We start from the raw sequence: 22,970 nt of genomic DNA, 5'->3' as shown, positions 1-22,970 counted from the left end.
GGCCTAACGTATCAACGGGGCAATGAGATTGGCGTCAAGCGCTCGCTGCTTCGGGGCCGTTCGAATTGCCCACAGCGGAGCAAGCGCGATACGAGCAACGAACCTTGCAATCAACCGGACCGCGATTAGTATCCGCACCGATGCAGATGAAATTCCCCTTGCTGGCCGTGCTTCTCGGATTGCTCGCGACTTTCCCCGCATATGCGCAGACGGATACGCAGAGCGAAAGTGCCCAGGCCTGGAAGGCGAAGCTGTCCGCACACATCGCAAAGAGCAGGCTATTTCCAGCCGGGGCACTGGGGCAAACCGGTGAGGCCAGGGTAGGCTTCGTCATCGACCGGTCCGGCAATTTGGTCTCGCGGGCACTGGTTGGGAGCACCGGCTCGCGACTGCTCGACGATGCTGCGCTGGAGATCGTCGCCCGCGCCCAACCGTTTCCGCAGCCGCCTTCGGAGCTGAAGGGAGAGACTTTTTATTTCATAGTGCCGATTGTATTCAACGGCCGTCAATTCCAGGTCTCGACCAACGGGCTGGTGCTGAGCACGCCGGCTTCCGGCTTCGCAGAGTCCGAGGCTATGGCCGCTTGGCGCAAGGCGGTCACCGAGCACGTCTGGCGCAACAGGGCGTTTCCTCCGCAGGCGATCGGCCGCAGAGGTGATGCCGGCGTCACATTCGTGGTCGATCGTTCAGGCAAACTCATCTCAAGCGCTTTGGTGGAAAGCACGGGCTTCGCGCCGCTGGATACCGAGACGCTCGCCATGGTCGAGCGATCCGTGCCATTCCCGAAACCGCCCGCCGATGCGAAGGACGACCTGCAGAGAGTGACCGTCCTCATAGCTTTCGACGGGACGCAGCCGAACCTGGCGCCGTCGCCGGAGCAGGAAAAAACGCTCCAATCCTGGATCAAGGATCAGGCCAAGCTGAATGCGAAATCGCCTGGGCCGAGCGACGTCAAGCTTAATTCCATGCTTCGCAGCATCTGCCGCGGCTGCTGAGGTGGGTGTCGGCAGAAAAAAACGGCGCGCCCTGCGACGCGCCGTCTCCTTATCCGACGAAAGCTTCCTTAAGCCGCCGGCGCCTTGGGCGTGCGATTGCGCGAGTTGCGCTGGAAGAACAGCGCCTGGCTCGCCACCGCCGACACCATGGCGGGCTGGAACGGTTTTGAGATCAGGAAGGCCGGCTCCGGACGCTCGCCGGTGAGGAAGCGCTCCGGATAGGCGGTGATGAACACCACCGGCACCTCGAAGGTGCGTAGCAGTTCGTTGACGGCATCGAGACCTGACGAACCGTCAGCCAACTGGATGTCGGCGAGGATCAGGCCCGGCCGCTTGTTCTTCGCCAGCGCCACCGCATCCGCGTGGGTGCGCGCGACGCCGACGACGTTGTGGCCGAGATTCTTCACCAGGCTCTCGAGGTCCATGGCAATGAAGGTCTCGTCCTCGATGATCAGGACGTCGGTGGCGATCTCCGCCGCCATCTCGCGGCCGGCGGCGTCGGCCAGCCGGCGCGTCTCGGCGACATCGGTGCCGAGCACATAGGCGACTTCCTCTTCCGAAAATCCCTCGAGCGAGAGCAGCAGGAAGGCCTGTCGCGGCAGTGGCGTGATGTTCGACAGCCGCCGCTCCGGCGGCATCGGGAGCGTCGTCACCTCGGAATCGTCATTGACGGAGACCGAATTCCAGATCTGCGTGAACAGCCGGAACAGCCCAGCCCGCGGCCCGTGGGACTCGTCGAGCACGCTGGGATCCCCCAGCATGGCCTCCAACATGGCTGCGACATAGGCGTCGCCGGAGGCCTGGCTGCCCGTCAGGGCGCGGGCATACCGGCGCAACAACGGCAAGTGTTCAGCAACGAGCTGTGAACGGGACATCCCCACTCCATTCATCATCGGGCCAACCTTGAAGAACCAGGCAATACGAGGGGTGGCCCAGGTTCCCCTGCTGGGGCTGATTACGCCTCAGGATAAGAAAAGTTCCCGTGACTAGGGAACTTTTTGTCGAACCTGGAATTGTGCTTATCCAGGGAACGGCTCCCGGTTGAGAAAACTTCTCGATTATACAGTTACTTAACTCGGGGAAACGTGGAACAGGTCATGAAAGATCTCAAGTCTCAAGCCAGCAAAAGCACGACCCCCGGCAAGGGAGGCCTAACTCCGGAGATCCAATCCCGGATCGGGCATCAGCTGCGCGCGATGTATGACGACGTCGTGCGGCAGGGGGTTCCGGACCGGTTCGCGGAGCTCATCAAGAAACTTGATGCGCCGGGAGGTGAATCCCGGAACGAGAATGGGGCTGGGGGCTCCAACGACAACAATGGGAGGGACTAATGCCTCTCACGAACTCCCTGCGGGACGACATCCTGGCCGCGGTGCCGAGCCTTCGCGCGTTCGCGATCTCGCTCAGCGGCAATGCGGACCGCGCCGACGATTTGGTGCAAGAGACGTTGTTGCGCGCACTCGCCAACATCGACTCATTTCAGCCCGGCTCCAACCTGCCGGCGTGGCTGTTCACGATCCTGCGCAATTTGTTCCGCTCCGACTATCGCAAACGGCGGCGCGAGGTCGAGGATGCCGAGGGCAATTATGCGAAGACGCTGAAGACGCAGCCCTCGCAGAACGCGCATCTCGAGTTCGAGGAGTTTCGCACCGCGCTCGACAAGCTTCCGCAGGACCAGCGCGAAGCCCTGATCCTGGTCGGCGCCTCCGGCTTCTCCTATGAGGATGCGGCCTCGATCTGCGGCTGCGCGGTCGGCACCATCAAGAGCCGCGTCAACCGCGCGCGCTCGAAGCTCGCCGCGCTGCTCTATGTCGACGGCGCCGAGGATTTCGGGCCGGACGAGACCGTGCGCGCCGTGATCGGCGGCAGCGGCGGATAGCGCGTCAATCGATTGAAGGCAAAGCTGCGAAGGCGGCCGTTCGCGCGGCCGTCTTTGCGAGCGTGTGATCACTTGTCGATGAATGTCACGGTGTCAGCGACTGATGCGCGCGAAGTGCGGTAGCTGTTGACCTTGTGCGAATCGTCCGCATGCCCGAACGAGATGCCGCAGACGACACGGCGGTCATCGGCCAGGTTGAAGTGGCGGCGGATCAGGCCGGAATGGCGCGCAAGTGCTGCCTGCGGAATCGTGCCGAGCCCGAGTGCCTGGGCCGCGAGCATGAAATTGCTGACATAGGCCCCGCAATCGATCGCGCCGTAGATGCCGAGCGGCTCGTTGGTGTGGATGATGGCGACGTGCGGCGCGCCAAAGAAATTGTAGTTCTCCAGCGCCTGCTTTGCGTAAGCCATCTTGTCGCCGCGGGCGATGCCGAGCGTGTTGTAGAGCTGGAAGCCGCTCTCCCGGCGGCGATCGAGATAGACGCCGACATATTCGCGCGGCGGCTTGAAATCATAGTCATCGCCGAGACCGCCTGAGGCCTCCTTGTAGATCAGCTGCCGAAAGCGTTCCTTGGCCTCGCCGCTGGCGATGACGACCTGCCAGGGCTGGCTATTGCACCAGGACGCGGTGCGTTGCGCGGTGGTGAGCACATGCTCGATGGTGGCGCGATCGACCTCCTTGGGCAGGAAGGCGCGCACGGAATAGCGCTCGTTGAGGAGCTCTTCGAGCACGCCGATGCGGTCTTCATTGGAGTGGCGGGAGTTTGATGCTTTGGCGTCCATCACTTGTCTCGCTTTCATGCCCCGGACGCAGCGCAGCGCTTTTTCAGCGGTGCGCTGCAGAGCCGGGGCCCATTGTAACCCCTGGGTCCCGGCTCTGCGGCGCGTTGCGCCGCGTCCGGGACACGAGAGAGATTACCTGCCCTTGGTCGGGATCTTGTTAAACGGCACGTCCTTGTCGACACGGATGTCGCCCGGCAATCCCAGCACGCGCTCGGCGATGATGTTGCGCAGGATCTCGTCGGTGCCGCCGGCGATGCGCATGCCGGGAGAGGACAACAGCATCTGCTGGAACTGGCCCTGGACGATTTCCTCTGCATCCCCGGTGAGCACGCCGGCAGCTCCCTGAAGATCCATCGCGTAAGCCGCAATGTCCTGCAGCATCGTGCCCGACACCAGCTTGCCAATTGAGTTTTCAGGACCGGGCCGCTCGCCCTTCGACAATGCCGAGATCGCCCGGTAGCTGGTGTATTTGAGCCCGCTGGATTTGACAGCCCAAGTGGCAAGTTTCGAACGCACGGCGGGATCATCGATCGCGAGCCCGTCCTCCAGCATGAGGTTCGAGCAGAATTCGAACAACTCCGGCACGCCGGTCGCGAGCCGCGCGCCGATCGACATGCGCTCGTTCATCAGCGTGGTCAGTGAAACGTTCCAACCATCACCGACCGCGCCGAGCCGCTGGCTGTCGGGAATCACGACGTCAGTGAAATAGACCTCGTTGAACTCCTGCATGCCGTTGGCCTGCCTGATCGGTCGCACTTCGACGCCTTTGCTCTTCATGTCCAGGAAGAACATGGTGAGCCCCTTGTGCTTGGGCACGTTCGGATCGGTGCGGGTGATCAGGAGGCCGTAGTCGGAATAATGCGCACCGGAGGTCCAGATCTTCTGGCCATTGATGATCCAGTTGTCGCCCTGTTTTTCCGCGCGGGTGCGTAGTCCGGCGACGTCGGAGCCGCCGGCGGGCTCGGAGAACAACTGGCACCAGATCTCTTCACCGGAGGCGAGCTTCGGCAAATAGCGGCGTTTAAGTTCCTCACTGCCCCAGGCCATCACGGTCGGACCGCACATGCCCTCACCGATCTGGAACGGCTGCGTCAGCTTGCCGTAGACACCTTCTTCCTGCTGCCAGATCACCTTCTCGATCGGCGTGGCGCCGCGGCCGCCATACTCCTTCGGCCAGTGCAGGCAGGCCCAGCCGCCCTCGGCCTTCTTCTTCTGCCAGGCTTTTCCGACCTCGACCATGTCGTGCTTGGCAAGCCGGATTCGGCCGAGCGAGGATTTTGACAACTCCTCCTCGAACTCCTTCGGCGCGTTGGCGGCGACCCATTTGCGCGCGGTCTCGCGGAATGCGGCTTCCTGCGGGGTGTCGTCGAAATTCATGGCGAACCTCTACCCTCTTCCCTTGGTCGGGATCTTGTTGAACGGCACGTCCTTGTCGACCCTGATGTCGCCGGGCAGGCCCAGCACCCGCTCGGCGATGATGTTGCGCATGATCTCGTCGGTGCCGCCTTCGACACGCGTGCCGGGCGCACGCAACAGCATGGCCTGGAAGCGGCCGGCCAGCTCGGCATCCTCGCCGCTGACCACGCCGCTCGCCCCCTGCAAATCCAGCGCGTAGGTCGCGACGTCCTGGATCATCGAACCCGCGACCAGCTTGCCGATGGAATTCTCCGGTCCTGGCCGCTCGCCCCTCGACAGCGCGGAGATCGCGCGCATGCTGGTGTATTTCAGCCCGCTTGCCTTCACCGCCCAGTTCGCCAGCTTCGAGCGCACCGCGCGATCCTCGATCGCGGGACCGTCGTCGAGCATCAGGCTGGAGCAATATTCGAACAGCTCCGGAAAACCGGTCGAGACCGCGGCGCCGATCGCGCTGCGCTCGTTCATCAGCGTGGTCAGCGAGACGTTCCAGCCGTCACCGACCTCACCGAGGCGCTGATGGTCGGGGATGCGGACATTGGTGAAATAGACCTCGTTGAAATCGGAGGCACCGCTCGCCTGCTTGATCGGCCGTACCTCGACACCCGGGCTCTTCATGTCCAGGAAGAACATGGTGAGCCCCTTGTGCTTGGGCACGGTTGGATCGGTGCGCGTGAGCAGGATGCCGTAATCGGAATAATGCGCCCCCGAGGTCCAGATCTTCTGGCCGTTGATGACCCAGTCGTCGCCGTCCTTTTCCGCGCGGGTGCGGAGCCCTGCGACGTCCGAACCACCGGCGGGTTCAGAGAACAGCTGGCACCAGATCTTTTCGCCTGATGCGAGCGGCGGCAGATAGGTGCGCTTATGCTCCTCGCGCGCGAACGCCATCATGGTTGGCCCGCACATGCCGTGGCCGATGATGAACATGCGGGAGAGCTGGCCGAACGGCCCCTCTTCCTGCTGCCAGATCACGCGCTCGATCGGCGAGGAGCCGCGGCCGCCATATTCCTTCGGCCAATGCAGGCAGGCCCAGCCGGCGTCGGCCTTCTTCTTCTGCCAGGCTTTTGCGACCTCGAGAATGTTGGCGTCCTTGAGCACGGTGCGGCCGAGCGAGGATTTGCGCAGCTCGTCCTCATACTGCTTGGGCGCATTGGCGCCGATCCAGGCGCGGGCCAGGCTGCGGAATTCGGCTTCCTGCGGGGTGTCGTCGAAGTTCATGGTCTCATCTCTCGGTTTCGTTCCCCGGACGCTGCGCAGCACGAAGTGGTGCGCTGCAGATCCGGGGTCCATTGCGGCCCCTGGGTCCCGGCTCTGCGAAGCGGCATTGCATGCCGCATCGCGTCCGGGACACCAACGGCATTACGCCGCGTTCTTCTTGCGCATGCGATCGATCAGCTGGTCTTCCCAGTAGGACAGGCTGCCGAGGCCAAGCGCCATCGCGTTGGCGCGGCGGTAGTACATGTGGCAGTCGAACTCCCAGGTGAAGCCCATGCCGCCATGAACCTGGATGTTGTTCTTGGCGCAGTGCTGAAACGCCTGCGTCGCGCTGATGCGCGCGGCGGCAGCGGCCTCGGGCAACTCGGCCGCGTTGGTCGAGAGCGCCCAGGCGCCATAATAGCTGTTGGAGCGCGCCAGCGTCGCCGAGACATACATGTCGGCGAGCATGTGCTTGACCGCCTGGAAAGAACCGATCTGGCGGCCGAACGCAATGCGGTCGAGCGCGTAGTCGCGGCCCATCTCCAGCGCACGGTCGGAGCCGCCGACCTGCTCGAAGGCGCAGAGCACCGCAGCGCGGTCGAGCACCTGGGTCAAAATGCTCCAGCCCTCGCCGGGCGCGCCGAGCGGCTCGGCCTTGCAATCCCTAAAAATGATCTCGGCCTGCCCGCGGGTCGGATCGAGATTGGTCAGGCTCTTCACCTCGGCACCGCCGGCCCTGAGGTCGACCAGGAACAGCGAGATATCGGCGTCGCGCCCGCTCGATCCCGTGCGCGCGGCGACCACCGCAAAGTCGGAGATCGCGCCATCGGCCACCGGCTTTTTGACGCCGTTGAGCACGCCATTCGTAGCCATCAGCTTGACGTTCTTCGGCGCCGGATTGCCCTTACCCTCGAACAGCGCCAGCGTGCCGATCGCCTCACCCGAGGCAATTGCCGGCAACCACTTCTTCTTTTGCGCGTCGCTGCCGGCGATCAGCAGCGCTTCCGCCGCAAGATAAACCGTCGAGGAGAAGGGCACCGGCGCATTGGCACGGCCCATCTCTTCCGCAATCACGCAGAGCTCGAGATGACCGGCACCGGCGCCGCCGAATTCCTCGGGGATTGCGACACCGAGGAAGCCCATCTCGGCGAGGCCCTTCCAGAGCTCCTTGTCGTAAGGAGCCTTGCCGTCGAGCACGACGCGCACCGCCTTGGGCGAGCACTTCTCGGCGAGGAATTTTCGCGCCTGGTCCCGGAGCTGCTTCTGGTCGTCGGAGAAATCGAAATTCATGGCGCGTACCCGTGTTGATGAGGTCGATTACTTGAGAAGGATGATGTCTTGATCCGGCTTGTCGGCATAAAGCCGTTCGACCAGTATGGCGCGGCGCTCGAGGCCGGCGCGCTGGTTGATGTAGCCTTTGTCAGTGAGCTCATTGCCGTCGATCGAAGGAGGTTCGGCCATCAGCATTGCGCGGGCAATAACGCGGCTGCTGGCACCCTCGCACTCCTTGTTGTGCGCCTGCAGCCCGCGCCTGAAGCAGGCGATCACCTCGGGATGCTTCACCGCCTCCTCGAAACTGAGGTCGGGATTGCCGACCAGTTGGCGGCAGGCGTGGAGGTTCGGCCAGGCGAGCAGACCGATGAAGGCGCGATCCTGCCCCGCGACCAGCGCGTCATGCACGACCGGCGTCGCAGCCGCGATCGCATCGGTGCGGAGCGAACCGACATGCACGAAGGTGCCGGTCGTCAGCTTGAAGTCCTCGACGACGCGACCAGCGAAGATGATACCCTTCACCGGATCGGCATCGTCAACGAAGATGCCGGCGTCGCCGATGCAGTAAAAACCTTCCTCGTCGAACATCTTCCTGGTGAGTTCAGGCTGGCCGAAATAGCCGGGCGTGACGTTGACGCCACGCAGGCGTAGCTCGTATTTCGCGCCGCACGGCACCATCTTCAATTCGACGCCGGGGAACGGCAGGCCGATCAGGCCGACGCGTTCGGTGTCCCAATAGGTGCCGGTGGACGTCGGCGCGGTCTCGGTCGAGCCCCAGCCGGTGTAGAACACGATCCGCTCGCCGGTGGTTTTCACAGCGAGAGTCTGCATGCGATCATAGAGATCGTCCGGCAGCCGCGCACCGCCATAGGCCATGATCGAGAGGTTCTTGAAGAAGGACCGGCAGAGCGCGTCGTCCTTCTCCATCGCCGCCGCAAGCGCGGCGTAACCGGCCGGCACGTTGGCGTAATAGGTCGGCGAGATCTCGCGCAGGTTCTTGATGGTTTCCTCGAGCTGGCCCGGCATCGGCCGACCGTCGTCGATATAGAGCGTGCCGCCGTCGACCAGCACGGGGTGGAACGCGGCATTGCCGCCCATGGTGTGGTTCCAGGGCATCCAGTCGAGCACCACCGGCAACGGGCCGCCGGGCGTGCGCGGCCGCACCTGCATCATCATCGCCGCATTGGCGCACATCATGCGTTGCGTATTGATGACGGCCTTGGGCATGCCGGTTGAACCCGACGTGAACAGCAGCTTGCCGACGGTGTCGGGCGTGATCTCAGCGATCGAAGCATCGACATCCTTGGTCATCGGCGTCGCCGCGAGCTCGGCAAAGCTGACGCTCTTGATGCCCTCGCAGGGCGGCACGACGTGAACGACGGTGACGCCGTCGAGATCGAGCGCTTTCAGCGCCTTCTCGAAGGCCGGGCCGTCCTGCACCATCACCACGGCCGGCTTGATCAGGTCGAACAGGTACTTCAGTTTGACGTGATCGTGGCTCATCAGCGAGTAGGCCGGCGACACCGGCGCCGCAGGGACACGCGCCTGCATCGCGGCCTGCGTCATCAGCGCGTGCTCGATCGAATTGCCGGACAGGATCGCGACCGGGCGTCCATCGAGCCTAAGGTTGAGCAGCGCTTGAGTGAGCGCATCCACGGTGCGCTTGGCCTCGCCATATGACACCTTTCGCCATTCGCGGTTGAGACCACCACGCTGCGCCAGCCAGATGCGTTCCGGTGCTTCCTTCGCCCATTTCGCGAGCGAGGCCGGAAGATGGGTCTCGTAAGCCTGCAGCGGAATGCGCGACTTCAGCAACACGGTGCCGTCGCTACGCCGCTCGACATCGATGTCGCGCGCCAGCCACTCGACCTTGCGAAAGGCGGGCTTTGCCAGCACCGCCGCCGCGCTTCCACTCATTTTGCGTCTCCCGGAATTATCGTCCTTTGCGGATCTTCGTTGTTCAGCGCTTGATATAGACAGGCTTTCGCTTCTCAAGGAAGGCCCTGATGCCTTCCGAAAATTCCTCGGAGCGGCTGCACAGGACCTGGTTGCGGTCCTCCATCGCGATGACAGCTTCCAGAGATCCCGCATCGACGCTCATGTTGAGACATTCCTTTGAGAGACGCAGTCCCACTGGCGAGGCCATCATCATCGCGTCGACATAAGGCTCGGCCGCGGCATCGAGCTTGTCTTCGTCGACGACCTCGGAGACCAGCCCGACCGCGAGCGCGCGCTCGGCGCCGATGAAACGCCCGGTAAGGATGAGTTCAGAGGCAACTGAGACGCCGACGAGCCGCGGCAGAAAGTAGCTGGTGCCGATGTCGCAGCCGCCAAGGCCAAGCTTGATAAAGGCGCAGTTCATCCGCGCCGATCTGGTCGCGATGCGAATGTCGGAAGCGAGCGCCAGCGCAAAGCCACCGCCGGCCGCCGCGCCCTGCACCAGCGACAGGATCGGCTGCGGACAGCGCCGCATCAACATCACGATGTCGGCGATGCGACGTTGCGAGTCCAAGGACTCGGTGACGCCGGGCGGTTCCTGCTGGCCGGCACGGCGCGCCATCGCGGCCTTGAGGTCGAGGCCGGCACAAAAGTTTTTGCCGGCGCCCCGGAGCACGACCACGCGCGTATCGCGGTTGCGCTGGAGCCCCTGGAAATAAATGGTGAGCGCATCGATCAGCGCGGGATCGAGCGCATTGAGGCTGTCAGGACGATTGAGCGTCACCCGGTCGACGCCGTCGTCATGCTCGATCAGCAGCGGTTGGGACATAAGGCCTCGCACATCGTCGTGAGCCGGACTGCCACCCTCCCCTGGAGGGGGAGGGTCGATCGCGCGCAGCGCGAGCGGGGTGGGGTGACGGTCTCTCCCCAACGAACACTGCCCGAGTGGAGGGATCACCCCACCCCGGCGCTTCGCGCCGACCCTCCCCCTCCAGGGGAGGGTAAGAAGGGCATCGCTTACCGCGGAGCCATACGGATTGCGCCGTCGAGGCGGATGGTCTCGCCGTTGAGCATGGCGTTCTCGACGATGTGGACGGCGAGCGCGCCGTATTCCTTGGCATCGCCGAGGCGCGAGGGATGCGGAACCTGGGCGCCGAGGCTCTTGCGGGCTTCCTCGTTGAGACCCATCAGCAGCGGCGTGAAGAACAGGCCGGGTGCGATGGTGTTGACGCGAATCTTCTGGCTGGCGAGGTCACGCGCGGCCGGCAGCGTCAGGCCGACGACGCCACCCTTCGACGCCGAGTAAGCGATCTGGCCGATCTGGCCTTCGTATGCGGCAACCGAGGCCGTGTTGATGATGACCCCGCGCTCTTCACCGATCGGCTCAATCGTGACGAGGCGCTCGGCGAACAGACGCAGGCAGTTGAAGGTGCCGATCAGGTTGACGTTGATGATGCGGGCAAACTTTTCGAGCGGATAAACGCCGTCGCGGCCAACGATGCGCTGCGAGCCGCCGATGCCGGCGCAGTTCATCAGCACGCGGGCCACGCCGTGCGCGGCTTCAGCCTTCGCGATCGCGGCCTTGATCTGCTCCTCGCTGGTGACGTCGGCATGGAGTGCGACGCCCTTCACTTCGGCCGCGACTTTCTCGGCATTGGCTTTGTTCTGGTCGATGACGCCGATCTTGGCGCCCTTGGCGGCCATGGCGCGAGCGGTCGCTTCGCCGAGACCCGAGCCACCACCCGTGATGAGAACGGCTACGTCTTTCAATTCCATGACAGGCTACCTTTCCTTGGACGTTTCTTCTCTAGACTTGAGAGTGATGGCCGGATTATCCGGCCGCGACTGCTTCCTCGGCTTGCGTGAGGATGCCGCCGCAAATCAGCGTTTCCATATGTTTGATGTATTGCCGGCAGACGTCGTCGGTGACCGGGCCGACGCCGGTCGCGCGAGACATCGCGTGCCGGCCGAAGAACAGGTGATCGCAGGCGCCGATCAGGCTGGTGTAGAACAACACCGGATCGGTTGGGCGGAATTCGCCACGGCTGACGCCTTCTGCAAGGAGCCGGCGATGAAAGTCGAGTAGCGGCGCGACAAAGAATTTCGAGACTTCGTCGGCGGAGCCGGCAGCGCTCTCGTGCAGGAGATAGTGGATCAGCCGGTTCATGTAGGGGAACCGGTGATAGGCGCGGATGATGCCGGCGATATGCAGCTTCAGCTTCGCGGTCGAGGTGATCTGCTGCGCCAAAAGATATTCGAGATTGGACATTTCGGTCGCGGCATCGCGCGCGAGCAGCGCCAGCAGCAGGCCGTCCTTGTTGCCGAAGTGATATTTGACCAGCGCGGCATTCGCGCCGGACTTCTGCGCGATGTCGGAGAGCGAGATCTCGATCGAGGAGCGTTCGATCATCAGCTCGCTGGCGGCCACGAGCAATTTCTCTGCCGTGGAATTCTTTCCGCTGGGGAGCCTGTTCGGTACGCTGGTATTCACGGAGATCCCTTGCTCTCGCCGCTTGAGGCGGGCCGCAGATAAGCCCAAGCAGCGCCTCCCCACAAGAGTTAATTGATCGATTGACTAAACGATAGCGCGCCCCTTAAAACCCCGACAACCCAATTCAGAACAATCATGGGAGAGACCGAAATGGCCGAGGCTTACATCGTCGCCGCTGCGCGTACCGCGGGCGGGCGCAAGGGGGGCCGCCTCGCCGGCTGGCATCCGGCCGATCTCGCCGCCAAGGTGCTGGACGAATTGGTCGATCGCACCAAGGTCGATCCCGCTCTGGTCGAGGACGTGATCATGGGCTGCGTGATGCAGGTCGGCGAACAGTCCAACAACGTCGCGCGCAACGCGATCATGGCCTCGAAGCTGCCGGAGAGCGTGCCGGGCACCTCGATCGACCGTCAGTGCGGATCCTCGCAGCAGGCGCTGCACTTCGCCGCGCAAGCCGTGATGTCCGGCACCATGGACGTGGTGATCGCGGCAGGGGTGGAATCGATGACGCGCGTGCCGATGGGCCTGTCGTCCCAGCTTCCGGCCAAGAACGGCTTTGGCAACTACAAGAGCCCGGGCATCGAGGCGAGATATCCGAACATCGTGTTCAGCCAGTTCACCGGCGCCGAGATGATGGCCGAGAAGTACGGCCTGTCGAAGGATGATCTCGACGAGTACTCCTACAACAGCCACCAGCGCGCGATCGCGGCGACGCAAGCCGGTCACTTCAAGAAGGAAATCGTGCCGCTCGAGATCGTCAGAGCCGACGGCAGCAGGGACACCCACCACATCGACGAAGGCATCCGCTTCGACGCTACGCTCGAAGGCATCAAGGGCGTCAAGCTGATCGCCGAGAACGGCAAGCTGACTGCGGCCAGCGCCAGCCAGATCTGCGACGGCGCCTCCGGCGTGATGGTCGTCAACGAGCGCGGCCTCAAGCAGCTCGGCGTGAAGCCGCTTGCGCGCGTCCACCACATGACCATGACCGGCGGTGATCCCGTCATCATGCTGGACGCGCCGCTGCACGCCACCAAGAAGGCGCTGGAAAAGGCCGGCATGAAGATCGGCGACATCGACCTGTTCGAGGTCAACGAAGCCTTTGCCTCGGTTCCAACAGGCTGGCTCAAGACCACCGGCGCCGATCCTGATCGCCTCAACGTCAATGGCGGTGCGATCGCGCTCGGCCATCCGCTCGGCGGCTCCGGCACCAAGCTGATGACGACGCTGGTTCACGCCCTGCACCAGCGCGGCAAGCGCTATGGTCTCCAGACCATGTGCGAAGGCGGCGGCATGGCCAACGTCACGATCGTGGAGCGGCTGTAACGAGAAGAAGCGAATAGCGAGTTGCGAATGGTGAGTGGGGTGGCCCTATTCGCCACTCGCTACTCGCCATTCGCACATTCGAGGAACCGCCATGACCCACCCGTCCGTCTACGCCAGAACCACGCCTGACAAGATCGCCTACCAGATGGCAGGGACTGGCAAGGCAATCACCTATCGCGAGCTCGACGAGCTCTCGAACCAGGGCGCACACCTGTTCCGTTCGCTCGGCCTGAAGGCCGGCGACCACATCGTGCTACTGATGGAAAATCGGCTCGCGTTCATGGAGATCTGCTGGGCGGCACAACGCAGCGGGCTCTACTACACCGCGATCAGCCGCTATTTGAAGCAGGACGAGATCGACTACATCATCGGCGATTGCGGCGCCAAGGTCGTGATCACCACGCCGAAATGCGTCGACCAGATCAAGGACCTGGTCAAGGGTGCGCCGGGCGAGCCGATCTTCTACATGGTCGACGAGCCCCTGCCCGGCTTCCGCTCCTACGACAAGGAAGTGGCCGCGCAGCCCAAAACGCCGATTGCGGACGAAGTCGCCGGCTACGACATGCTGTATTCGTCGGGGACCACCGGTCGACCGAAGGGAATCAAGAAGGCGTTCGAAGGCAACAAGATCGACGTGCCCAACGCGTTCCTGCGCGTGCTCTGTGCCGACATGTGCGGCATGAATGCCGAGAGCACATATCTGTCGCCAGCGCCGCTCTATCATGCGGCTCCGCTGCGCTTCAACATGATGGCTGTCGTGCTCGGTGGCACCTCGATCATCATGGAGCATTTTGACGCCGAGGAATTTCTGAGGCTCGTCGAGAAATACAAGGTCACGCAGTCCCAGCTCGTGCCGACCATGTTCGTGCGCATGCTGAAGCTGCCCGGCGAGATCCGCGCGAAATACGACGTCTCGACGCTGAAGGGCGCGATCCACGCCGCCGCGCCCTGCCCGGTCGACGTCAAGGCGAAGATGATCGAATGGTGGGGGCCGATCCTGATCGAGTATTACGCGGGCTCGGAAGGCAACGGCGTCACCGTCTGCAACTCGCAACAATGGCTGGAGCATCGCGGCAGCGTCGGCCGCGCCGTGGTCGGCAAGATCAAGATCCTAGACGAGAACGACGAGGAGCGGCCTGTCGGCGAAATCGGCACCGTCTATTTCGCCGATGCGCCCGCTTTCACCTATCACAACGACCCTGAAAAGACGAAGAAGGCCTACAATGCCAAGGGCTGGTCGACGCTCGGCGACGTCGGCTATCTCGACAAGGACGGCTTCCTGTTCTCACCGATCGCAAGTCCTACATGATCATCTCCGGCGGGGTGAACATCTATCCGCAGGAGACCGAGGACGTCCTCATCACCCACCCCGACATCGCCGACGTCGCGGTGTTCGGCGTGCCGAACGAGGAGATGGGCGAAGAGGTGAAGGCGGTGGTGCAGCCGCACGACATGAATCGCGCCGGCAAGGCGCTGGAAGCAGACCTGATCGCCTACTGCAAGACGCGCCTGTCGGCGATCAAATGCCCGCGCTCGATCGATTTCGAAGCCGAGCTACCGCGCACGCCGACGGGGAAGCTGGTGAAGCGGCATCTGCGCGATCGGTATTGGCCGAAGACGGCGGCGAAGATTTAACGCTCAATCAAACAAGCTCGGCGTGTGGTTCACCAGCGCACCCTCGATCTCGAGCATCTTCAGCTTCGTCACCACACCGCCGTTGGCCGAGAAGCCGCCGGGCTTGTTCCCGGCCGCAAGCACGCGATGGCAGGGCACGACGATCGGGCAAGGATTGTGTCCGAGCGCCTGGCCGACGTCGCGCGAGAGCTGGACGCCGCCGAGGCGCTTGGCGATGTCGCCATAGGTGATGGTCTTGCCGGGCGGTATCGCGCGCGTGATTTCATAGACGCCGCGGTTGAAGTCGGGCACGCCGTCGAGATCGAGCTCGATATCGGTGAGGTCATCGGGCTCGCCCGCAAGCAATTTTGTCATGCGGTCGATCGCCTGCTGCACCTCGGCCGTCGGTTCGGCTTCGGTAGCGTCGGTGTGGCGCTGGCTGATGCGGGTGCGGATCTTCTGCTCACCGCCCATCGGGAGCTGCGTGCCGTTGATGCCGCGCGGGCCCCAGGCGATGGCGCAGAGGCCGATCCTGGTGTCGAACAGGGCAAAATGCTGGTCGGTCATGACTGGGTTCCTGGACTGGCGTCTTCGCATGCCCCCATTGTGATCTCGGTGCAAATCTAGGCTTGGAAATAGTTGCGATCCACCCGGTTTCCGGGAATCTTGCACAGGAGTTCCGCTTTACCTTTCCGCGAGCCAATACTTCCGAGAACCAAATGCAAAGCCTCGACGTCCTTGGATACGACATGCCCTATCTCGACGTGGGCGAGGATCGAGACCGACCGCCGCTGGTCTGCGTGCACGGCTCGCTCTCCGACTTCCGCGTCTGGGGCTGCGTGCTCGGCCCACTGACGCAACGGCACCGGATGATCGTCCCGAGCCTCCGGCACTTCTTCCCTGCACAATGGGACGGCGTCGGCGACACCTATTCGATCGCCCAGCATGTCAGCGACGTCATCGCCTTCATCGAGAAGCTCGACCTCGGCCCGGTCGATCTGATGGGCCATTCCCGCGGCGGGCACATCTGTTTTCGCGTGGCGCAGCAACGGCCCGATCTGCTGCGGCGGCTGGTGCTCGCCGAACCCGGCGGCGAGCTCGATGCCAGCCTCGATCCTGACTATGCCGGCGGCCCCTCGCCGCTGCTGGCGCGCTTCACGGCGTCGGCCGAGAAGATCGCGGCGGGCGATGTCGATGGCGGGCTTGCCGTCTTCGTCGACACGCTGGAAGGGCCTGGCACCTGGCCGCGGCTGCCGGCGATGGTGAAGCAGAATCTGCGCGACAACGCCACCACGCTGATCGGGCAGGTCCGCGACAACCGTCCGCCGTTCTCGAAGGCGGATGCGGAAGCGATTCTGATGCCGACGCTGTTCATCCTGGGCGCACGGACCAAGGGCCTGCTGCCGAAGGTGCTGCATGCGCTGGCCGCGCACGTGCCCTATTCCAAGACGGCGATCATCCCGAACGCGACGCATCCGATGTTCGAGCAGGCGCCGCAGAAATATTCCGAAGTGGTCCTGGATTTTCTGGCGAGCTGATCATGCAGAGCTTTCGCGTCAACGGTTACGACATGGCCTATCTCGAAGTAGGCCAAGGCCACCCGCTGGTCTGCGTGCACGGCACGCTCGGCGACTTCCGCACCTGGTATTCGGTGCTTGGCCCGCTGTCGAAGAACCATCGCGTCATCGCGGTCAGCCTGCGGCATTTCTTTCCCGAGCATTGGGATGCCGTCGGAGACGATTACAAGATGGCGCAGCACGTTGCTGATACGATCGCCTTCATCGAGCAGGTCACGCCCGGGCCGGTCGACCTAATGGGCCACTCGCGCGGCGGGCACATCGCGTTTCGCGTGGCACAGGCGCGGCCTGATCTCCTGCGAAAACTGGTGCTGGCCGAGCCCGGCGGCGATCTCGACGCCAGCCTGCCGCTGCCGGAGGGAACGCCGGCGCATCCGCCGCTCGCCGCGAAGACGATTCGCTCGGTCGAGATGATCCGCGCCGGCGACATCGAGGGCGCGCTGCAGAATTTCTACGAAGGCATCGAGGGCGACGGCACGTGGCGGCGCTTGCCGGCGGCGGCCAAGCAGCAGCTGCGCGACAACACGCTCACCTTCCTCGGCCAGATCAACGAGCAGCGCAGGCCCTATACGGTTGCGGATGCGCAGGCGATCAAGACGCCGACGCTGCTGATCGGCGGCGGCGCCACCACCGGCAGCCTGTCGGTGCTATGGCGGGTGCTGGCAGGGCACATCGCGGGCAGCAAGACGGCGGTGATCCCCAATGCCGGACACTGGATGTTCGAGCAGGCGCCCGAGGTGTTCGGCGAGGCGGTGGATCGGTTTTTAGCGGAGTAACGGCCAGTGTCCGCCTCAGACCTGCGAAAACAACCCCATGCACAGTAGACGGCCTCAATAAAATCAAAGGCTTATCGGAGCAGCGCCGTCGGCATTGACGGTCTTCCCTTACCGCCCTATTTTCGAATACGGAATTCGGTATTCCCTTTTTGGAGCTGCCGGCGTGATCCCTCTCGACCCGCTCCCGAACCTCATCGACCAGGTCTATGCACGGATCCTGGAGGCGATCTCCGATCGCACGCTGCAGCCCGGCCAGCGCATCCGGCAAAACGAGCTCGCCGACAAGCTCGGCGTGTCGCGCCAGCCGGTCTCGCATGCGCTGCATCTGCTGCACCGTCAGGGTCTCGTCGCCGAAAGCGGCAAGCGCGGCTTTGAAGTCACTCAGCTCGATCCCGCGCGGATCCGCCAACTCTACGAGGTGCGCGGTGCCATCGATGCGCTCGCGGCGCGGCTTGCGGCTCAGCGTGCTGCAACCGACGCAGCCGGACGCGCGCGGCTGCAGGCGGCGCTCGCCGCCGGACGCCGCATCGATCGCAAGACTGTTCTCGCCGAGCTGATCGCGCTCGACGTCGAATTTCATCGCGCGATCTATCAACTCGCCGGCAATCCCGTGATCGAGGAGACGATCACGCCGCAATGGCCGCATATGCGCCGCTCGATGGCGACGGTGCTGTCGGAGCTCGACTATCGCGGCAGCGCCTGGGCCGAGCATGCCGATATCGCCAGGCACATTCTCGCAGGCGATGCTGACGCGGCCGAGCGCGCCGCGCTGGCGCATGCGCAGACGGCGGGACGGATGACTGAGGAGAGATTGAGGGCTGCGGACGAGGTGGCGGCGTAGCTCGCCGTCATTCCGGGGCGGTCCGTAGGACCGAGCCCGGAATCCATTAGGCCGCAGAGACTGACGACAAATGGATTCCGGGTTCGCGCTTCGCGCGCCCCGGAATGACGAAAAAACAAAACCAAGGAGGACGACCCATGAAACTGTCCGAGGCGCAATTGGAGTTCTTCCACCGCGAGGGCTGGCTGTTTTTGCCTGAATTGTTTGCCCAAGAGGAGGTCGATCTGCTCGCGCGCGAGGCGGTCGGCATTTACGACACCAACCGGCCCGAGGTCTGGCGCGAGAAGAGCGGCGCGCCACGCACGGCCTTTGCTGCGCATCTCTACAACGAAGCGTTCGGCATTCTGGGCGCGCATCCGCGCATGATCGATCCGGTCGAACAGGTTTTCGGCGAGCCGGTCTACATGCACCAGTTCAAGATCAACGCGAAATCGGCCTTCACCGGCGATGTCTGGCAGTGGCACCAGGATTACGGCACCTGGAAGCGCGACGACGGCATGCCGGAGCCGCGCGCGATGAACATCGCGATCTTCCTCGACGAGGTGATGCCGATCAACGGGCCCTTGATGCTGGTGCCGCGCAGTCAGAACGCCGGCGATCTGCAGGCTTCCCACGACCTCTCGACGACCTCGTACCCGCTTTGGACGCTGGACGAGGACACCGTGACGCGTCTCGTCAAGCAGGGCGGCATCGTCGCGCCAACCGGCAAGCCCGGCGGCATGCTGATGTTCCACGGCAATCTCGTGCATGGCTCAAGCGGCAACATCACGCCCTATCCGCGCAAGATCGTGTACCTGACGTTGAACGCGGTCTCGAACTACATCCGCACGCCGACGCGCCCCGAGTACATCGCGCACCGCGATTTTGCGCCGATCAAGACGGTGGATGACGATGCGTTGCTGCGGCTGACGCGGGCGCCTCGGCAGGCGGCGGAGTAGATTGGCCTCGTGCCCCGGACGCAGCGCAGCACGTCAGTGATGCGCTGCTGAGCCGGGGCCCAGGCGACACTGAATTCCCTCACACTGGGTCCCGGCTCTGCGGTGCAGCGTTACACGCTGCACCTTGTCCGGGACACGGTAGTTGCTCAGGACACATCCCCATGAACCTCTTCCGTCTCCTCCAGGCCCGCGCCTCCGCCGGCAAGCCTGTCCGTGTCGCGCTTGTTGGCGCCGGTAAATTCGGCTCGATGTTTTTGGCGCAGGTGCCGCACACGCCGGGGCTCGAGGTGCCCATCATCGTCGACATCGATCGCGACCGCGCGCGCGAGGCTTGCCGCACCGTCGGCTGGAGCGCCGAGCGGATCGCTGCCACCATCTTCACCGATGACGGCGCGCGCGCCATCGCGGGTGGGGCGATGGATGTGGTGGTGGAGGCGACCGGCAATCCGGCCGTCGGCATAAAGCATGCGCGCGCCGCGATCGCGGCGGGCAAGCATGTCGTGATGGTCAATGTCGAGGCCGACGTGCTGGCGGGCCCGCTGCTCGCCGAGGAGGCGCGGAAAGCCGGCGTGGTCTATTCGCTCGCCTATGGCGACCAGCCGGCGCTGACGGCGGAGATGGTCGACTGGGCCCGCGCCACAGGTTTTCGCGTCGTCGCCGCCGGTAAAGGGACAAAATATCTGCCCGCTTATCACGACGTGACGCCTGATGGCGTCTGGCAGCATTATGGCCTCACCGCCGGCGAGGCGCAGTCGGCGGGCATGAATCCGCAGATGTTCAACTCCTTCCTCGACGGCACCAAATCGGCGATCGAGATGGCCGCGATTGCGAATGCCTGCGGGCTCGACGTGCCCTCGGAGGGACTTCTGTTTCCACCCTGCGGCGTCGACGATCTGCCGCACATCATGCGGCCACGATCGCGCGGCGGCGTGCTGGAACGGTCGGGCGTGGTCGAAGTCGTCTCCTCGCTGGAGCGCGACGGCCGCCCGGTATTTCGCGATCTGCGCTGGGGCGTCTATGTCGTGCTGGAGGCGCCGAACGATTACGCCGCCGATTGCTTCAAGCAATACGGCCTGAAGACGGACGCGAGCGGGCGCTTCGCCGCGATGTACAAGCCCTATCATCTGATCGGGCTCGAGCTGAACATTTCGGTCCTGTCGGCGGCATTGCGGGGCGAGCCGACCGGCCAGCCTTTCGGCTTCCGCGGCGATGTCGCCTCCGTCGCCAAGCGAAACCTTCGCGCCGGCGAGATCCTGGACGGCGAAGGCGGCTACACCGTGTGGGGCAAGCTCGTGCCTGCGGCCGCGAGCCTGAAGACAGGTGCCCTGCCGATCGGCCTCGCCCACCGCCTCAAGCTGAAGCACGACATCCCCCATGGCGAGATCGTGCGCTGGAGCGATGTCGCGTTCGACGCGAATAACGAGACGATCAAGACGCGGAAGGCGATGGAGGCGGCGTTCGCGAAGTAGCGATCACCGAGCGTTACGCGATGCGAGCATCGTTGCCGCGTGCGCCCGCGCCTGGTCGTAGCCACGATAGTTGGGGCGCAGGGCGATCGCCTGGTCAAAAGCGGCGACCGCCTCTCGCAAGAGCGATGCACCGGCTTCGTCGGGAATCGTCTCGGCGCGCAGCATCAGACAGGTCGCGAGATTGGCGGCTGCGTCCGCGCTGCGCGGCGTAATCTGCCGCGCGATGCGGAGCAGCCGCTCGGCGCTCGCAAAATCTTTCGCTTCGAGATGCGCCAAGCCGGCATTTACGAACAGCGTGCCGCCATAAAGCGCGCACCCTATGCACCAGTGCGCACCAGCCTGCAGGTCCGCTTGATGGGGAAAGGTGAGGAGGGCCTTATTGTATAATTCAAGCGCTTGCGCCAGCTCGACTGGATCAGCGACTTTCGAACGATAGTCGGCGAGCAAATTGTCCGCCACTGCGCCTAGATGACAAGCCTGCTGCATCGACTCAATCGCCGCCGGATCGTTCTGCAGCGCTGCGGCCCCGGCAACGAGCGGTGTCGCGAAGCTACTGCCGAGCACGCCCTCAGGCTGCATCAGCGTATAGTCGACCACTGCGGCCGATTGACCGTAGCCGCTTGGCTCGGTTGCCCAAGCGCTTTCGCCGCGCTCGGGATCGGCAATTCGCCGTTCAAGCTGAAAGCCGATCGCGTAAACGGCCTGTGACATGGCCGGGCAGAACAGGCTGCCGGCGTCATTGCCGACCGCAGCGAATACCGCGCGATCGCCCAGCGCTGTGATCGCCTCGCACAGGCAGCCCGAAGGTATAGGACATTGCCGCGGCCGGGCCGCCACCGCCAGCAGCGACGGGTCGAGCATGTTCAGTTCGACGTTGGCAAGGGATACCGGCACGCCGAGACTCATGCACAAAACCGTCGCTTCGGAAGCCGCGACCTTGCGCAACGCAGCCCCGATCGCGTGACGATCGGGTCCATCGGCGCTGCCGATCGCGTAAAGGTCGAGTGCCGCTTCGGGCGCCACAGTACGCACGAGCAACGCGACTGCAGTGCCGTGCGATAGGTCGGCGCCGAGGCGGTTGGGCAGGCACACCGCCGCGTCGCGCACGAGGATTGGCGCTGAAAGATCGAATGCCGAATCGAGAATCGCGATGCGCCGCCCGAAGCCACGCTGTCCGCGCCGATGCGCCTCTGCGACCGCGTCCCAGAAAGGACCCAGGCGGGGAAAGGCCCAGCTCCCGCTCGCGGGATCGTAACCGGCGATCAGCGCTTCCGCTGCCGCACCGGAATATTGGAGCGCTGCCTCAGAGTTCCTCGTCATAGGGCGAGACTTCCTCAAATGGCGCCATGTCCATGCCGGTACCCGGCGTGGCTTCGAGCGGCACGATCTTGCCATCCTGAAACCAACCGTTGCGCGCCCTGTAGAGCAGCAAGCCATAGGGATAAAAGGCCTGGCCCTGCGGATCACCTACCGAGGTCGTGTAGGAAGCTGCCGTGGTCGCACCGAACGAAACCGAGGCGTCTGCAATATCGAGCGCTTGCAGCGCAAGCGCCTTGCCGGTGAGGTCTACGTTGGTATCGCCTGTCTCCGACAGCACCAGCGCGATCGCTTTCGCCAGCTTGACCTCGGACACCAGTACGGTGTCCATGCCAAAGCCCTCGCTGCTCCAGGGGAGCGCATGCAACACCTCGAGCAGGTTGCTAATGTAGCGGCGGCGTTGATTGGGAATGTGCAGCACCATGCCGCCGCCGCGCTCGATTCTGAGCTCTGCGCCGACCTGCGCGTTGGGATCGATGGTAGCTTTGGCGCCTAGCCGGAGCGACATGGTGACGCCGATCGAGAACTTGCTCTTTGTGGAGACCGGGATCTCCTCGTCGACTATGTTGGCCTCGACTGCCGTAAAGTCGGAGAAGCTGCCCTGACGTGTGAAGATGCCGTCGTGCATCACGCCGATATCGCCCGGCACTCTACTCTCGCCAGGAAGCCAGACGGGGTGGCACAGCATCTGTTCGCGGAACTGTTTGGAGAAGAATTTCGGCAACGACATCGATCGTCCTCCTTCTCTCACTGTGCGACGCGATCATTGCGCCCGGCAGCAAAGCCGCGCGCGAAAAAAGCGGCACACGCTCAACTAGCGTCTCGCTGATATTCGCCCTTTGATCGAGATCAATGTGTTGGCAGAATTTGGCTGGCTTCGGCTGAGCGCGATTGTCCGCTACGGGTTCCAAGAGCCGAACTGAAGATTGGCCACACCCAGGTTCGGTCTACGCCCGCGAGCAGACAGCCGTTCGACGCGATCCGAGCGCGCGCCTCGTCCTTCGCGACGACCGCGGAGCCTGTCATCGGGCCGCGCTTTGCGCGGACCCGGTGGCGGTCTCCTCAGCGACTGTGTTCTTTGTCAAGCGGGTTGCCATGGTTTTTGGTCCCTGAGCATGGCGTTGAGGATGGTGAGAAGCTTGCGAGCA

The 22,970-nt window shown here is 63.8% G+C and carries 21 protein-coding genes and 1 pseudogene; 10 read left to right on the top strand and 12 right to left on the bottom strand.

Annotated elements, in window-relative coordinates:
* Positions 1-167 precede the first annotated feature (167 nt).
* A complete protein-coding gene (locus M2427_RS34605) occupies positions 168-995 on the top strand; it encodes an energy transducer TonB (RefSeq protein WP_280711352.1) in 828 nt (275 codons plus the stop codon).
* A gap of 68 nt (positions 996-1,063) precedes the next feature.
* On the opposite strand, the gene M2427_RS34600 is transcribed toward M2427_RS34605, so the two are convergent.
* Positions 1,064-1,870, bottom strand: a complete 807-nt coding sequence (locus M2427_RS34600; RefSeq protein ID WP_008135383.1) for a response regulator — start codon at positions 1,868-1,870, stop codon at positions 1,064-1,066.
* 222 nt (positions 1,871-2,092) lie between these two features.
* Here M2427_RS34600 and M2427_RS34595 point away from each other — a divergent pair, with 222 nt between their 5' ends.
* Together M2427_RS34595 and M2427_RS34590 are read left to right on the top strand one after the other, a co-directional pair.
* Positions 2,093-2,326: a NepR family anti-sigma factor gene (locus tag M2427_RS34595; protein ID WP_280711296.1), complete on the top strand. Its 234-nt coding sequence runs from the start codon at positions 2,093-2,095 to the stop codon at positions 2,324-2,326.
* The gene (locus tag M2427_RS34590; RefSeq protein ID WP_092288831.1) at positions 2,326-2,874 is read left to right on the top strand and encodes a sigma-70 family RNA polymerase sigma factor; all 549 of its coding nucleotides are present in this window, start codon (positions 2,326-2,328) and stop codon (positions 2,872-2,874) included. Before M2427_RS34595 ends, M2427_RS34590 begins: the two co-directional genes overlap by 1 nt.
* A 68-nt stretch (positions 2,875-2,942) precedes the next feature.
* On the opposite strand, the gene M2427_RS34585 is transcribed toward M2427_RS34590, so the two are convergent.
* From M2427_RS34585 to M2427_RS34550, 8 genes are all read right to left on the bottom strand, one after another.
* The gene (locus M2427_RS34585) at positions 2,943-3,656 is read right to left on the bottom strand and encodes a nitroreductase family protein (protein WP_280711295.1); all 714 of its coding nucleotides are present in this window, start codon (positions 3,654-3,656) and stop codon (positions 2,943-2,945) included.
* Between the two features lie 132 nt (positions 3,657-3,788).
* Positions 3,789-5,033, bottom strand: coding sequence for an acyl-CoA dehydrogenase (locus M2427_RS34580; protein ID WP_280711294.1), 1,245 nt, complete (start codon positions 5,031-5,033; stop codon positions 3,789-3,791).
* A gap of 9 nt (positions 5,034-5,042) precedes the next feature.
* Entirely contained in the window at positions 5,043-6,287 is a 1,245-nt protein-coding gene (locus M2427_RS34575) for an acyl-CoA dehydrogenase (RefSeq protein ID WP_280711293.1), read from the bottom strand.
* 141 nt (positions 6,288-6,428) lie between these two features.
* Positions 6,429-7,556: an acyl-CoA dehydrogenase family protein gene (locus M2427_RS34570; protein WP_280711292.1), complete on the bottom strand. Its 1,128-nt coding sequence runs from the start codon at positions 7,554-7,556 to the stop codon at positions 6,429-6,431.
* Positions 7,557-7,583: 27 nt separating this feature from the next.
* Positions 7,584-9,455: an AMP-binding protein gene (locus M2427_RS34565; RefSeq protein ID WP_280711291.1), complete on the bottom strand. Its 1,872-nt coding sequence runs from the start codon at positions 9,453-9,455 to the stop codon at positions 7,584-7,586.
* 43 nt (positions 9,456-9,498) lie between these two features.
* On the bottom strand, positions 9,499-10,305 hold the full coding sequence (locus tag M2427_RS34560; RefSeq protein WP_280711290.1) for an enoyl-CoA hydratase/isomerase family protein: 807 nt from the start codon (positions 10,303-10,305) through the stop codon (positions 9,499-9,501).
* Between the two features lie 188 nt (positions 10,306-10,493).
* Positions 10,494-11,252 carry an SDR family NAD(P)-dependent oxidoreductase gene (locus M2427_RS34555; RefSeq protein ID WP_280711289.1) on the bottom strand — a complete coding sequence of 253 codons (759 nt, stop codon included), beginning with the start codon at positions 11,250-11,252 and terminating at the stop codon, positions 10,494-10,496.
* 55 nt (positions 11,253-11,307) lie between these two features.
* The gene (locus tag M2427_RS34550; protein WP_280711351.1) at positions 11,308-11,910 is read right to left on the bottom strand and encodes a TetR family transcriptional regulator; all 603 of its coding nucleotides are present in this window, start codon (positions 11,908-11,910) and stop codon (positions 11,308-11,310) included.
* 207 nt (positions 11,911-12,117) lie between these two features.
* Here M2427_RS34550 and M2427_RS34545 point away from each other — a divergent pair, with 207 nt between their 5' ends.
* The gene (locus tag M2427_RS34545; RefSeq protein ID WP_280711288.1) at positions 12,118-13,290 is read left to right on the top strand and encodes an acetyl-CoA C-acetyltransferase; all 1,173 of its coding nucleotides are present in this window, start codon (positions 12,118-12,120) and stop codon (positions 13,288-13,290) included.
* Between the two features lie 91 nt (positions 13,291-13,381).
* Positions 13,382-14,925: pseudogene (locus M2427_RS34540) on the top strand (acyl-CoA synthetase).
* 3 nt (positions 14,926-14,928) lie between these two features.
* Here M2427_RS34540 and M2427_RS34535 read toward each other — a convergent pair.
* Positions 14,929-15,471, bottom strand: coding sequence for a methylated-DNA--[protein]-cysteine S-methyltransferase (locus tag M2427_RS34535; RefSeq protein ID WP_280711287.1), 543 nt, complete (start codon positions 15,469-15,471; stop codon positions 14,929-14,931).
* Between the two features lie 152 nt (positions 15,472-15,623).
* On the opposite strand from M2427_RS34535, the gene M2427_RS34530 reads away from it, so the two are divergent.
* The 5 genes from M2427_RS34530 to M2427_RS34510 all read left to right on the top strand — a co-directional run bounded on the left by M2427_RS34530 (position 15,624) and on the right by M2427_RS34510 (position 20,505).
* Positions 15,624-16,442, top strand: a complete 819-nt coding sequence (locus tag M2427_RS34530) for an alpha/beta hydrolase (RefSeq protein ID WP_280711286.1) — start codon at positions 15,624-15,626, stop codon at positions 16,440-16,442.
* A 2-nt stretch (positions 16,443-16,444) separates the two neighbouring features.
* Positions 16,445-17,257, top strand: coding sequence for an alpha/beta hydrolase (locus tag M2427_RS34525; protein WP_280711285.1), 813 nt, complete (start codon positions 16,445-16,447; stop codon positions 17,255-17,257).
* Positions 17,258-17,420: 163 nt separating this feature from the next.
* The gene (locus M2427_RS34520; protein WP_280711284.1) at positions 17,421-18,098 is read left to right on the top strand and encodes a GntR family transcriptional regulator; all 678 of its coding nucleotides are present in this window, start codon (positions 17,421-17,423) and stop codon (positions 18,096-18,098) included.
* Between the two features lie 137 nt (positions 18,099-18,235).
* Positions 18,236-19,036, top strand: a complete 801-nt coding sequence (locus M2427_RS34515; protein WP_280711283.1) for a phytanoyl-CoA dioxygenase family protein — start codon at positions 18,236-18,238, stop codon at positions 19,034-19,036.
* 161 nt (positions 19,037-19,197) lie between these two features.
* A complete protein-coding gene (locus M2427_RS34510; RefSeq protein ID WP_280711282.1) occupies positions 19,198-20,505 on the top strand; it encodes a Gfo/Idh/MocA family oxidoreductase in 1,308 nt (435 codons plus the stop codon).
* A 3-nt stretch (positions 20,506-20,508) separates the two neighbouring features.
* Here M2427_RS34510 and M2427_RS34505 read toward each other — a convergent pair whose 3' ends face one another.
* Both M2427_RS34505 and M2427_RS34500 read right to left on the bottom strand, forming a co-directional pair.
* The gene (locus tag M2427_RS34505) at positions 20,509-21,612 is read right to left on the bottom strand and encodes a S8 family serine peptidase (RefSeq protein WP_280711281.1); all 1,104 of its coding nucleotides are present in this window, start codon (positions 21,610-21,612) and stop codon (positions 20,509-20,511) included.
* 196 nt (positions 21,613-21,808) lie between these two features.
* Entirely contained in the window at positions 21,809-22,552 is a 744-nt protein-coding gene (locus M2427_RS34500) for a hypothetical protein (RefSeq protein ID WP_280711280.1), read from the bottom strand.
* Positions 22,553-22,970: the final 418 nt, after the last annotated feature.

It is taken from the genome of Bradyrhizobium sp. BR13661 (assembly GCF_029892425.1).
GTDB lineage: Bacteria > Pseudomonadota > Alphaproteobacteria > Rhizobiales > Xanthobacteraceae > Bradyrhizobium.
This window is presented reverse-complemented; position numbering and strand designations above follow the sequence as displayed.